This window comes from Frankia sp. EI5c, assembly GCF_001636565.1.
In the GTDB taxonomy this organism is placed as follows: domain Bacteria; phylum Actinomycetota; class Actinomycetes; order Frankiales; family Frankiaceae; genus Parafrankia.
Genome location: NZ_LRTK01000024.1, coordinates 64,552 through 77,402, shown reverse-complemented (window position 1 = coordinate 77,402; position 12,851 = coordinate 64,552). Strand labels below are relative to the sequence as shown.

Annotated in this window: 9 protein-coding genes and 3 pseudogenes; 8 read left to right on the top strand and 4 right to left on the bottom strand. The window is 72.0% G+C overall.

Annotated features, from left to right (window positions below):
* Positions 1–101: 101 nt before the first annotated feature.
* The 3 genes from UG55_RS13625 (at position 102) to UG55_RS13615 (ending at position 3,563) form a co-directional block, all read left to right on the top strand.
* Positions 102–941: a DUF305 domain-containing protein gene (locus UG55_RS13625; protein ID WP_066067923.1), complete on the top strand. Its 840-nt coding sequence runs from the start codon at positions 102–104 to the stop codon at positions 939–941.
* Positions 942–1,103: 162 nt separating this feature from the next.
* Positions 1,104–2,693 carry a SulP family inorganic anion transporter gene (locus UG55_RS13620; protein ID WP_396230897.1) on the top strand — a complete coding sequence of 530 codons (1,590 nt, stop codon included), beginning with the start codon at positions 1,104–1,106 and terminating at the stop codon, positions 2,691–2,693.
* A 132-nt stretch (positions 2,694–2,825) separates the two neighbouring features.
* A complete protein-coding gene (locus UG55_RS13615) occupies positions 2,826–3,563 on the top strand; it encodes a YceI family protein (RefSeq protein ID WP_066067918.1) in 738 nt (245 codons plus the stop codon).
* A gap of 65 nt (positions 3,564–3,628) precedes the next feature.
* Here UG55_RS13615 and UG55_RS47205 read toward each other — a convergent pair.
* From UG55_RS47205 to UG55_RS13605, 3 genes and pseudogenes are all read right to left on the bottom strand, one after another.
* Positions 3,629–4,313 (bottom strand): annotated as a pseudogene (locus tag UG55_RS47205) (regulator); the annotation flags it as partial.
* A 1-nt stretch (position 4,314) separates the two neighbouring features.
* Positions 4,315–5,302, bottom strand: a pseudogene (locus tag UG55_RS47200) (regulator); the annotation flags it as partial.
* 24 nt (positions 5,303–5,326) lie between these two features.
* The gene (locus UG55_RS13605) at positions 5,327–6,115 is read right to left on the bottom strand and encodes a cysteine hydrolase family protein (RefSeq protein WP_066067912.1); all 789 of its coding nucleotides are present in this window, start codon (positions 6,113–6,115) and stop codon (positions 5,327–5,329) included.
* 1,478 nt (positions 6,116–7,593) lie between these two features.
* Between UG55_RS13605 and UG55_RS47195 the strand changes: the two genes are divergently transcribed.
* On the top strand, positions 7,594–8,412 hold the full coding sequence (locus UG55_RS47195) for a DUF4407 domain-containing protein (RefSeq protein WP_066067909.1): 819 nt from the start codon (positions 7,594–7,596) through the stop codon (positions 8,410–8,412).
* Between the two features lie 116 nt (positions 8,413–8,528).
* Here UG55_RS47195 and UG55_RS13595 read toward each other — a convergent pair whose 3' ends face one another.
* Positions 8,529–10,052 (bottom strand): MFS transporter, encoded by a 1,524-nt coding sequence (locus UG55_RS13595; RefSeq protein WP_066068002.1) that lies wholly within the window; start codon positions 10,050–10,052, stop codon positions 8,529–8,531.
* 46 nt (positions 10,053–10,098) lie between these two features.
* Here UG55_RS13595 and UG55_RS36595 point away from each other — a divergent pair, with 46 nt between their 5' ends.
* From UG55_RS36595 to UG55_RS29125, 4 genes and pseudogenes are all read left to right on the top strand, one after another.
* Entirely contained in the window at positions 10,099–10,347 is a 249-nt protein-coding gene (locus UG55_RS36595; protein WP_242424295.1) for a hypothetical protein, read from the top strand.
* Between the two features lie 198 nt (positions 10,348–10,545).
* Positions 10,546–10,620, top strand: a pseudogene (locus UG55_RS45390) (TetR family transcriptional regulator); the annotation flags it as partial.
* A 1-nt stretch (position 10,621) separates the two neighbouring features.
* Positions 10,622–11,178: TetR/AcrR family transcriptional regulator C-terminal domain-containing protein (locus UG55_RS13590; protein ID WP_255360478.1), on the top strand; the 557-nt coding region annotated here is incomplete at its 5' end.
* 116 nt (positions 11,179–11,294) lie between these two features.
* A complete protein-coding gene (locus UG55_RS29125; protein WP_083986772.1) occupies positions 11,295–12,761 on the top strand; it encodes a hypothetical protein in 1,467 nt (488 codons plus the stop codon).
* Positions 12,762–12,851: the final 90 nt, after the last annotated feature.

Sequence of the window (12,851 nt, the reverse complement as noted above, 5' to 3'; positions counted from 1 at the left end):
CGACCACCTGACGGGCCAGGTGGCCCGGCGTTCCGGGGCGGTTCGCCCCTCCCCCCGCGCCGCCCGTGGGCCACACTGGACGGTGATGAGCCAAGCCGCCGATGAGCCAAGCCGACGAGGACCGGGGCGCGACCGCCATGCCAGCTGAGAGCAGGACCACCGACGGCACGCCTGCCGGCGTGGACCTCACCCGCGACGCGGCGCCGACCGGCGGGGCGGAGGCCCCCGAGCGGGCGGAGGCTCCCGAGCCGAGCGGGGTCGAGCGGGCGCCCGCGTGGGTCCGGCTCTGGTGGACTCCCCTCGTCCTGTTCGCCGTCGTCGGCCTGCTGGCCGCCGGCGCGGGCCTGCGCGCGCTGATCGACCGCCCGCCCGCCGACGGCTCGGTCGACGTCGGCTTCGCCCGGGACATGTCCGAGCACCACGCCCAGGCCGTCCAGATGTCGATGGTCGAGTTCAGCCGTGGTGGTGACGCCGCGATCCGCAGCGTCGCCCAGGACATCGCGCTCGGCCAGCAGCGCGAGATCGGCATCATGTCCACCTGGCTGGCCGGCTGGGGCCGGCCGCAGACGTCCGCCCGCGCGCCCATGGCCTGGATGGCCGGGATGACCGACGGAGACGGCTCCGGCGGCCACGAGCACGGGACCCCGTCGGGCACCGCGGCGGGGACCGCCGGGGCCGAGCAGTCCGTGCGCATGCCCGGGATGGCGTCCGAGGCCGACCTGGCCCGGCTGGCCTCCGCCAGCGGCCGGGACCTCGACGTGCTGTTCCTGACCCTGATGATCAGGCACCACCGCGGCGGCATCGAGATGGCCCAGTACGCCTCGCTGCACGGCGCGGACGACCGGGTGCGCGCACTCGCCCGGGCGATGGTGGGCAACCAGGCCAGGGAGATCGAGCAGATGCAGCTCGACCTCGAACGCCTCGGAGCACCCCGGGCCTGAGCGGAGGGGACGTGGAGCGGGTTTCGCCGGCTTTGTATCGTCATATCTGACCTACCGGAAGAGTTGGGCTCTCCGCTCCCCCGCCGAGATCCCGCCACGCATGTGGATGTCCCACAGCCAACCGGTTCCTTCCCGATGGTGTGAGAGTTCAGCGTGCCTGACATGTCCCTGAACCAGTCCTCGCCAACCGCCCGTCGCCCGCTTGTCGCCTGGGCGCGCCGGCGGCTGGTCAGGCCGGCCTGGCCGGGGCTGCGGGTGGTCCGGGTGGAACTGCTCGCCGGTCTGGTCACCGCCCTGGCCCTCATCCCCGAGACGATCTCGTTCTCGGTCGTGGCGGGCGTCGACCCGAAGGTAGGGCTGTTCGCCTCCTTCACGATCTCCGTGGTCATCGCCGTGACGGGCGGGCGGCCCGCCATGATCTCCGCGGCCGCCGGGTCGATGGCCCTGGTGGCGGCCCCGCTGGTACGGGAACACGGCCTTCAGTACCTGCTGGCGACCACGATCTGCGTCGGCGTGACGATGTTCGTCCTCGGCCAGCTCGGGGTCGCGCGGCTGATGCGCTTCGTACCCCGGACGGTGATGATCGGTTTCGTCAACGCGCTGGCGATCCTGATCTTCACCGCGCAGATGCCACACGTGATCGGCGAGTCCCCGGCGGTCTATCTGCTGGTGGGCGCCGGTCTGGCCCTGCTGCTCACGGTCCCCCGGCTCACCCGGGCCGTCCCGCCGCCGCTGGTGGCGGTGGTGCTGCTGACGCTGACGGCGGTCATGTTCGACCTCTCGGTGCCCACGGTCGGGGACGAGGGCAGCCTGCCGGGCTCACTGCCCGTCCCCGGCCTCCCGTCGGTGCCGATGAACTGGGAGACGCTGCGCATCATCGCGCCGTACGTGGCGACGCTCACCGCCGTCGGGCTGCTGGAGACCCTCCTCACCGCGCAGATCGTCGACCGGATGACCGACACCTCGCACGACGCCAACCGGGAGGCCTGGGGGCTGGGAGCCGCGAACATCGTCAACGGCTTCTTCGGCGGCATGGCCGGCTGCGCCATGATCGGCCAGACGATGGTCAACGTCTCCTCGGGCGGCCGGACCAGGCTGTCGACCTTCGCCGCGGGCGCGTTCCTGCTTCTCCTCGTGGTCCCGCTGCGGGACGTGGTCGGCGTGATCCCGATGTCGGCTCTGGTCGCGGTGATGATCCTCGTCTCGGTGATGACCTTCGAATGGCGCAGTGTCGCGCCGGCGACGCTGCGGCGGATGCCGCGGTCGGAGACCCTGGTGATGGTGGCGACCGTGGCGGTCGTCGTACCGACCCACAACCTGGCCTACGGCGTGCTGGTCGGGGTGGTGCTGTCCGCGTTGCTGTTCACCCGCCGGGTCGCGCACCTCACCGAGGTCACCAGCGTTCTGGATCCCGAGGGCGGCGAACGGATCTACGCCGTGAGCGGCCCGATCTTCTTCGCCTCCAGCAACGACCTGGTGACGGCGTTCGACTACGCCCATGACCCGGCCCGGATCGTCATCGACCTGTCCGAGGCGCAGGTGCTGGACTCCGCCGGCGTCGCCGCGCTGGACGACGTGCGGCAGAAGTTCAGCGACCGTGGAGCGACCGTGCGGTTCGCCGGGGCCACCGGTGGCACCGCGGCCATGCTGTCCAGGCTCTCGACCTCGGCGGCGGAGCCCGCCGCACCGCCGCCGTCAGCCTCGGTGGAGGAGACGCCGGGCCAGACCGACGGCACCTCGGCCCACAAGTAGGGACCATGTCGGCCGGCAGCCGGCCTCGCCGACCCGACACGCCCTGATCACCGCGCCATCAGGTTTCACTCAGGTTGTATGTGCAACATTGCGGCCAGCGTCATGGTCGGATCTTCCACGGGATGGTGCACGGTGGCAGAGAGCACGCCTCGCAGCAAGCGGCGCTGGCCGTTGATCATTGTCGGCATCGTGGCCGCCGTCGCCGTTCTCGTCGTGGGCGGCACCGCGTTCTACATCAACGTCATCAAGGAGGACGCGCCCGAGGAGTTCTCGCTCGACGACCAGGCCACCGCGGGGCCGAGCGGCGGTGCCGCGAGCGGGTCCGCCGCCGCCGGGTCGGTCGACGGCATCTGGAAGGTCACCGACGGATCCGAGGCCGGCTACCGCGTCGAGGAGATCCTCTTCGGGCAGAAGACCACGGCGGCCGGCCGCACCTCGGAGGTCTCCGGCACGATGACCATCGCGGGCGACGAGGTCACCGAGGCGAAGTTCGAGGTCCAGATGGCTTCGGTGCGCAGCGACGAGGACCGCCGCGACAACCAGTTCCGCAATCGGATCATGGACGTGCAGGCCCACCCGACGTCCACCTTCACCCTGACCGACCCGATCGATCTCGGCACGGTGCCGGCCGTGGGCGAGAAGCGCACCTACCAGGCCGCCGGCACGCTGACCCTGCGCGGGGCCACCCGTCAGGTGACCATGGACCTGCAGACCCAGCGTTCCGGCGACGGAATCCAGGTCGTCGGTCAAATTCCCGTGACCTTCGCCGACTGGGACATCCCCAACCCGAGCGTGCCGGGCATCTCGACCGAGGACCACGGGATCATGGAGGTCTCGCTGCGGCTCGCCCGCGGCGAAGCGGTCCAGTGAAGCGGGGGCCCCGGCCGCCCGGGTGACGGGTCGGGCGGGGCCCCCGGTACGCCGGGCGTACCGGGTCAGGAGCTGGCGGCCGCCGGCTCGCCCACCGCCGCCGGCTCGTCGAGCGCCGCCGGCCGCTGCGGGGGCACGCCGTGCACCCGTTCCAGCTCGGTCTCCTCCGCGTCCGGTACCCGTGGTTCCGGGCGGGTCAGCGCCCACGCCGCGCAGATCACAGCCAGGAACAGATAGCCCAGCGCCACCTGCCCGTTCGCGTTCCACTCCACCTTCTCCGCGTGGATCAGGCCCACGAAGGCCAGCACCGCCCCCGCGGCCGAGGAGACCATCGCCGAGACGAACCGTTTGTCGATGACGAACGCGATGATCGCGCCCAGCACCAGCCCGGCGAGCACCGCTCCGTCGCCGAGGGTGTGCAGTCCGTGCAGGAGCACGCTGTTCGCTTCCAGGTCGTCGTCCGTGACGGTGAGGGCGCCCGACGGGTTGGCCGCCGCGGCCACCCCCACCGCCGTCGTCACCGTGTTGTCGATCAGCCCCGCGGCCCAGGACGCGATGTTCGGGATGATCGCGGCCACCACCGCGGCTCCATGTGCCTTCGGCGAGACCTGGAACGCCTGCGCACCGATCAACAGCCCGATGTAGAGCAGGATCGGCACGATCGCCGGCAGTGGGAGCACCGCGTTGAGCAGCCCGAACATGCCCAGGAAGCACAGCAGCGCGATCACGGCGCCGGTCGCCAGGGAGTAGNCCGTCCGCCCGCCGGCCGCCTTCCAGCCCGGGTGGCCGATGTAGACCGCGGGCGGGAACGGGGAGCCGAGCGCGGCGCCGACGACCGCGCCGAGACCGTCGGCGAGCAGGATCGGCCGCAGGTTGTAGCTGTCCCCGGCCGACGCCGCGCTCTCGACGTTGGTCATGCCCTCGGTGAAGTTGTAGACCCCGAGCGGGATCGCCGTCGCGAGCAGCGGCGAGATGTCCGACAGACCGTCGAACAGTCTGTCGAAGTGGAACGTCGGCAGGGAGACGGCGATGTCCTTGGCCGCCTCGCCGACCGCGGGCGCGTCCATGAATCCGCCGATCCAGCCGATCGCGGTGCCGAGCAGGAGCGCGACAGCGCCGATCGGGAGGTTCCACGGCAGCTTCAGGTCGGTGAGCAGGCCGATCAGCAGCAGGCCGAACACGGGCAGCGCGATCCACGCCGCGTCCCACATCTGCGCGGCCGGACGCATCGAGATGAAGGCGATCGAGATACCGGCGAGGGTGCCGAGCATCGCCGCCCGGGGGGCGTAGCGCCGGATCGTCGGGCCGACGAACGCCCCGATCATGACGATGACGCCGATGATGAACGCCCAGGCGAGGCCCGCCTGCCAGGCGGCGAGCGGGTCCTTCGTCTGGAGGTAGATCGGCAGCATGATCACGAAAACGACGATGAACATGTGCGGCACGCTCGGCCCGTACGGCATCGCCGTGACGTCGTCCCGGCCCTCCCGCGCCGCCAGCCGGCGGCCGAGCCAGGCGTAGAAGAAGTTGCCGAGCAGCATCGCGATGCCCAGCGCCGGCAGAATCGCGCCGAACACGTCGTCACCGGGGATGTTCACCACGAACAGGCACAGCGACGTCAGGACGATGACGTTGACCAGGACGTTGATACCGAGACCGAAGAAGGCGTTGGTGTCCCCCTTCGTCCAGTACGGCAGATTGAGCGGGCTTGCGGGCGGCGGGCTTGCGGTCTCGGTCATGGCGGGTTCGGTCTCCCCTTCGGTTCAGGACGCGGCGGCGGCGGACGCAACGGTGGCAACGGCGGACGAAGCGGAACCGGGCGCCACGGCGGAACCGGACCCGGTGGCGGGGCCCGACCCGGCGGCCGGGCCGAGCTCCGCGAGCGCGGCGACGAACGACTCGGAGGGCGCGACCCAGCCGAAGATGCCTCCCTGGGCGGCCACCATCTCCAGCGCGACCCGCTGGAACTCGGGGAAGTAGGAGCCCACGCAGTCCGCCAGCACCAGGCACTCGTAGCCGCGGTCGTTGGCCTCGCGCACCGTCGTGTGCACGCAGACCTCGGTGGTCACCCCGGTCACCACCAGGTGAGTGATCCCGCGGGCTTGCAGCACGTCGCCGAACTCCGTGGCGTGGAAGGCACCCTTGCCGGGCTTGTCGATCACTGGTTCGCCCGCGGCCGGCGCCAGTTCGTCGATGATGTCCTGGCCGTACTCCCCGCGGATGAGAATGCGGCCGTTCGGGCCGAGGTCACCGATCCGGGCGGTGGCATTGCCCCGGGCGAGCTTGGACGGGGGCAGGTCCGAGAGGTCCGGCAGGTGCCCTTCCCGGGTGTGGATGACGGTGAGCCCGGCCGCGCGCGCCGCGGCCAGCACCACCCGGAGCGGTTCGATCGTGCTCCGCAGCAGGGAGACGTCATTGCCGAGGCTCTCGCCGAAGCCGCCCGGTTCCAGGAAGTCCCGCTGCATGTCGATCAGCACGAGCGCCGTGCTCGCCGGATCGAACGTGTAGTCGTAAGGGCGCGCACGCACAGTCAGCGGTGCTGTGGGAGTCATGCCTGTCCTCGATGCGAAGGGAGGGAACGGGTCCGGCCAAGGGGCCACTCCCCCCGGCTGCCGCCTGGAGGTCAGCGTCGAGGGCAGTCGTTTCGAGTCACGTTCCGCCAGGTAACACACCTGTGAAGATGTATGCAGGTCTGCATCCAGCGTTGTATACAGATCTTGCGAGTAAGTAGTGGCCGACCTTCGACCACGGAGCGACAACAGCCCGCCACAAACCGCGGCGGACGGTCCGGCCGCGGCCGGGGAGCGGGCGCCGAACGTGGGCGCGAAGGGCCGGGCGGCCGGCAGACCCGGTCGGGCCGGCAGGCCGGCATGGGGCGCCCGGAGTCCGGGCACACGGATTCGAGCCCCGCCCGGGCGAAATCACGCACGATGTTTTCTCCGCCGCGTCCGTCGGTTGACCGGATTACCGAGAACCAGGACGAAAACAACGACGACGATCGTTCACGCAGCGCACGAAAAACGAACCGGATCCCGGCCGGGATCCGTCACCCGCCGGTTCCGGCGAGTTGTATGGTTCGTCGCGCCAGCGATTCTCGGGGGTTAGTCGCTGCGGCGCACGGGAGCGATCCATGTCCTTGCCTGTCGAGATGTCCGGGTGCGGCCCGGACCCATCCGAAAACCTGGCAAACAGCGCCGTCAACCTTTCCAGGAATCCTCCCCGTCCGGCCCGCGATTTTTGCTGCCGGCAGCGGAAGCCGTTGCCGGCCAGTCGCGGTGGCGACACCTCGCCCAACAGCTGATCACAGCTTTCGACGAGGTTTCCGTCCGCGGCTGACAGTTGGATGGCCGCGCGTTACCTGTTCTTCCGGCTGCCCGTTCCGGAAAATTTCCGACCTCTCACCACGGAGTCCTGGCATGCAATCCGAACCGCTCGACCCACGCCCGGCGACGGTGCTGGCCCTGGACCAGGGTGGGTACAGCCAGCTGACCGGCCTCGGCCATCTCGCCGCCCGTGAAGGGCTCCGCACCGTGGTTTCGGAAGCGCTGCGACACGCGCGTATCGATCCGCTCGCCGTCATCCGGCAGGACACCGGCGGCGGCCTGTTGGCGCTGATCCCGGCCGACGTTCCCAAGCCACGGGTGGTCGCCGATCTGGTCCGGGAACTCGGCGTTGCGCTGTACGGCCACAACCGCACGCGCAGCGCGGAAGGCCGGCTTCGGCTTCGGCTGGCGCTGCATCACGGTGACGTGGTGGTGGACGGCACCGGCTTCGCCGGTGACGCACCGATCATCGCCACCCGGCTCGTCGACGCGGCGCGCGTGCGGGACCAGCTGGAAGATCACGACGACCTCGACCTGGCCGTCATCGTCTCCGTCCCGCTGTTCCGGGAGACCGTCGCGCACGGGTACCGCGGGCTGCGGCGGACCGACTTCGTCGAGGTGCCGATCGTCACCGCCAAATCGCCGACTACGAAGGTCGGCNGCTGCGATGTAATCCGGTTCCCGGCACATCCGAGGCGGCGGACCCGGTGGTCGCCTCAGCCGGCTGCGACCCGGACCGGATCACGGTCACCGGCCGGCTCCCCGGCCTGCTGGCGGAGCTCGGCGAGCTGCAGGGCGAGAAGGTCACCCTGGACGCGGACATCACCGCGACCAGCACCGAGCTCGGCCGGCTGAACGACATCGCCCGCCAGGAGTGCAACGGCACCCCGGGCACCGGCCTCAGCCGCCGGGTCGGTGTCGGCGTCAACTGCACCCGTAACCGGCAGGAAGCGGACGAGTACGCGACGGCGAAGGACCTCCCGGCGATGCAGACCCGCCAGACCCAGCTCGGCGGGGACATCGTCAGACGTCAGCAGGAGATCGCGGGCGCGCAGGTCGAGTACCGGGCGCAGCGCGACACGTCCATCCGCGGGCTCGTCGCCGAGCGGCGCAGCCACCAGCGAGAGATCGGCCTGCTGGAGCGGCTGGAGGCGCTCGGGAAGCTCACCGGGTCGCATCCCCACCTGCGGTTCGCCGAGTGGGCCATCCGGATCTTCTTCGTCCTGATCGACTGCCTGCCCGTGCTCGTCAAACTGTTCAGCGGCACCACCAGGTACGAACGGCTCGTGGATGACCGGCTCGTGTACGGGGAGCGACGCCACCGCCGCCGGCTCCAGGTCATGGAGTACCGGGATGAGAAGGACGCACTCGCCGAGAAGGACAAGATCGACGAGTCGCACCGCCGCCGGTCGGCCAGTCGTGACGCCGAAATGTTCGACGACATCGACCGGCTGACCGAACGCCTGCTCGCGAGGCCGCCGTCTCCCGCCGCGCCGACGGGCGGACAGGGGCCCGGGCGGCGGTGACCCCCGCCGCGACGCGCGGCCGGGCGCACTCGTCGGCTCGCCCCCGCGGCAACCGGACCGGCTGGGGGCCTGCCACCTCTGGTGACAGGCCCCCAGCCGGGTGACCGGCCACGGGGTCACACCTCGGCGAGAACCTCAACCAGCTCAGGTGCCGGGCGCGGCTGCTCCACGATCGGGACGGCGGCCGCCGGACGCTGGCCCGGGATGAGCAGCGCGAGCAGGGAGCCGAGGATCAGAAGCCCCATCGCGATCAGGAACGCGAGCGAGTATCCCGAGGTCAGCGCCTCGGCGGGCGGCACTCCGGCCGCGAGCCGACCGTCGGTGTGGCGGTCCGCGATGGTCGTCAGGGTGGCCAGCCCGACCGCTGCCCCGATCTGCCGGCCCGTGTTGAGCAGCCCGGAGGCCAGGCCGGCGAGGTGCGGCGGCACCCCGGAGGTCGCCGCGGTGGTGACCGCGACCATGTTGAGACCCATGCCGAAGCCGAGCAGCGCGAGCGGGCCGAAGACCTGCGTCCAGTAGGACCCGCCGGCGGTGAGCGCGCTGAGCCAGCCCATGCCCACCGCGGCGATCAGCGTTCCCGCGATGATCAGCGGCCGGGGGCCGAAGCGCCCCACCGTCCGCGAGCTGGCCTGCGAGCCGCAAATGATCATGATCGGGACCGGGAGCATCGAGAGGCCGGCCGCCAGCGGCCCCTGCCCCTGGATCCGCTGGAGATACAGGGTGAGGAAGAAGAACAACCCGAACATGACGGTCCCCATGACCAGGATGATCAGGTTCGCGTACCGCAGTGCCCGGCGGCGGAAGACCCCCAGCGGAACCAGCGGGTTCTCGGTCCGCGCCTCGATGACCAGGAAGGCCACCAGCAGGGCGGCGGCCGCCGCCAGCCAGCCGATGGTGACCGGTGAGCTCCAGCTGCTCGTCTCGGTGCGCACGATCCCGTAGACGAGGGCGACGAGGCCTGCGGTGACCGTGAGGGTGCCGGGAATGTCGAGGTCCCTGGCTCCGCGCACCTGCCCGCGGGACTCGGCGAGCGCGAACCGCGCCCCGGCGATGAGAACCGCGCCGATCGGCACGTTGACGAAGAGCACCCAGCGCCAGTCCGCGAGCTCGGTCAGGACGCCGCCGGCGAGCACGCCGAGCGCGCCGCCCCCGGCAGCGGTGGTGCTCCACAGGCCCAGCGCCCGGTTCCGCTCCCGCGGGTCGGGGAACGAGGTCATCAGAATGCTGAGCGTGGCGGGCGCGAGCACCGCACCGCCGAGGCCCTGCACCGCGCGCGCGGCGATCAGCGTGATGTCGTTGGTGGCCAGCCCTCCGGCCAGGCTCGCCAGCGTGAACAGCGCCAGCCCGGTGATGAACACCCGGCGGCGGCCGAACAGGTCCGCGGCCCGCCCACCGAAGAGCAGCAGGCCGGCGAAGGCGAGGGTGTAGGAGTTGACCACCCACTGCAGGCCGGAGGCCGACAGGCCGAGTTCCGTCTGCATGGACGGGAGTGCCACGTTCACGATCGTCACATCGAGGACGACCATGAACTGAGCGACACAGCACACCGCCAGCACCGCCCAGGCCGGCACGCGCCGGCCGGGCCTCACCGGCGCGGCGGGAGCCGCGGCCTCGGCGGCTGGTCGTTGTTCCGCGCTCAGGCCCTGTTCCGAGCCCCGCTCCGGTTCCGTACCCCGCTCCGGTTCCGTGGCCGCGCCCCGCGCCGAGCCCTCCGCGTGCGTGCTGTCTTCCGTGTTCGTGCTGTCTGCCGTGTTCGTGCTGTCTTCCGTGTTCGTGCTGTCTTCCGTGTTCGTGCTGTCTTCCGTGTTCGTGCTGTCTTCCGTGTTCGTGCTGTCTTCCGTGTTCGTGCTGTCTTCCGTGTTCGTGTCGTCCTCCACGTTCACCGCGTTCTCCGCCATCGCGCCCTCCCACAGCCCGCGCCAGTCATCGACCTGATGGCCGCCTCACCCTGACGCGAAGCCCGTACACCGTACGGACCGCTGGTCGAGACTACGTCGTACGCTGTACGTAGGCAAAATGATTTCGGTGGGACGAGGCGAAGCCACGGGAGGTGAGATGAGCACCACACAGACCGACCCATCCAGGACNTGCGAACGGCAGCCCTCGCATCGGGGTGCGCTCTCGCCCGGTCGGATCGTCGCCGCGGCCCTGGAGATCGCCGACTCCGAAGGGCTGGAAGCGGTGTCGATGAGGCATGTCGCCACCACCNTCGGTGTGGGCACGATGACGCTTTACACCCACGTCCAGGACAAGGAGGAGCTGCTCGCGCTGATGCGCGACGCCCTCTACGCCGAGCACCTCGTCGACGACACCGGTCCCGACTGGCGCACCGGGCTCTCCCGCATCGCCCACCGGACGCGGGCGTCCCTGCTGCGCCACCCGTGGGCGGTCACCCTCGGCCTGCGCCCCGCCCTCGGCCCGAACAAACTGCGCCACATCGAGCAGGTGCTGGCGGTCGCGTCCCTCCTCACCGACGACACCGCCGCCCAGCGCACGATCATCCACGCGGTCGACGACCTGGTCATCGGCTGTGCCATGCAGGAGCTGTCCGCCAAGGCCATCGGCGCCGACGTGCCACAGCCGATGTGCGGTCTGCGGCGCCGGATCGACGCGGACCCGGCGCTGAGCGCCCTCCTCGACGGCGGGGCGTTCCCGCACCTCTCCCGGATGCTCGCCGGCACCGCGCCGTTCGCCGGCGAGCGGTTCGACCAGGCGCTGACCTGGCTGCTCGACGGCATCGAGCGGACCTACCGCTCGGCCGACTGAGCCCACCGTCACGGGAGCGAACGCGACCAACCGGGCTTCACGGAAACGATCGGACCGACTACCTTCAATCGGGTGAGCACTGTCGGTCAGCCATCCGCCACCCACGCAGCCACGGCATGACCGCCGCCCTTCCCCGGCGGGTGTCACCGCCCGGCGACGGTGATCCGACCGCGGTCGGCCCCTATCGGGTGCTGGGGCGCATCGCCCGGGGCCCGGCGGGGCTGGTCCTGCTCAGCCGGGCGGTCGGCGGGGCCCAGGTGGCCCTCCGGGTGCCGGACCCGGCCACGCTCCCGGCCCCGGTTACCGGGGATCCCGCCCGCGAGCGGTTGCGCGAGCGTTTCGCCGCCGCGGCCACCCGCGCCCGCAACGCGGCCCACCCGGCCCGCTGCGCCGTCCTCGATGCCGGTGTCCTCGGCGACGAGCAGGCCCCCGGCTCGCCGTTGCGCGGCCTGCCGTACCTGGTCACCGAATACGTCGACGGCCCGACCCTGGCCGAGGAGATCGCCGAGCGGGGGCCGCTGTCGCCGGCCGAGCTGGCCAAGGTCGCCGCGACCCTGCTCGAGGTGCGGCGTTCCACCGAGAGCACCGGTGCCGTTGATGCCGGTGACGTCGTTCTTTCCCTGGCCGGGCCGCGCCTGGTCTCCCTGGGCCTCGGGGCGGCGCCGCCCGACCCGGCCCACCAGCCCGCCGAAGATCCCGGGGAAGACCCGGCCGGCAGGGCCTGGGCCCGCGTGCTCGCGTTCGCCGCGACCGGGCTTCGGCCGCCGCCCGAGTGGCCCCGGTCCGGCGGCCGGCAGGGCGGGCGCGGCCGCGGGGAGGTCGATCCGATCAGCGCCGCCGTCCTCGGCGCGCTGCCGCCGGGCCGGACCCACCAGACCTTCCGCGACCTCGTCGCGGGGTCACCCGGGGCCGGTCAGGCGCCGCGCCCACCACGCGGGCCACGTGCACCACGCGGAAGGCTCGGCATCCAGCCGAGCCGGCCGGTGTGGCGACCGGCGGCGGCCCTCGCCCTCTGCGCGGCCACGGCGGTCACGGTCGCGGCGGCCGCGGGGCCATCCACCGGGCCCGCCACCGTCACCGCCGCGGCGGCTGTCACCGCGGCCGCCGGTGACGAGCCCGGCGCGGACCTCCGTGGTGCCACACCCGAGGGCGGCACCGCCGGGCGGCCGGGCCGCCCGGCACGCGAAACCCCGCGGCAGGCTCCGCGGCAGCCGGGGCTGGCGACTCCCCCGTCGTCGACGCCACCGGCACCACTCCCGGCGGCCGGCGGCGCGGAGGCCCTCGTCGCCGCTCCGGCACCCGGCACCGACTCGGTTCCGGGCACCGCCACCGCGGCGCGGCAGGCGCCGCCCCGTACCACCCGAGGCGCCGTGAACGGGCCGGCCCGGCAGGAGGTGCCGCCCGGCGCGCCCGCGGTGCGGGCGAGCGCACCGCCGGCCGCACCGCCGCAGCCACCAACGCCCGCACCCGCACCCGCGCTCCCGCCGCCCGCGGCACCGACACCGGTGCCAACACCGGTGCCGAGCCCGCCGCAGAGCCTGACCCCGGTGCAGGTCAGCGTGGTTCCACTCGCGCCGCGCTGACCGCGGGCCGTCGGTGATCGCGGCCGGGCGTGATCGCGGCCGGGCGTGATCGCGGACGAGCGTGATCGCGCGAAGGCGGTGATCGCCGGC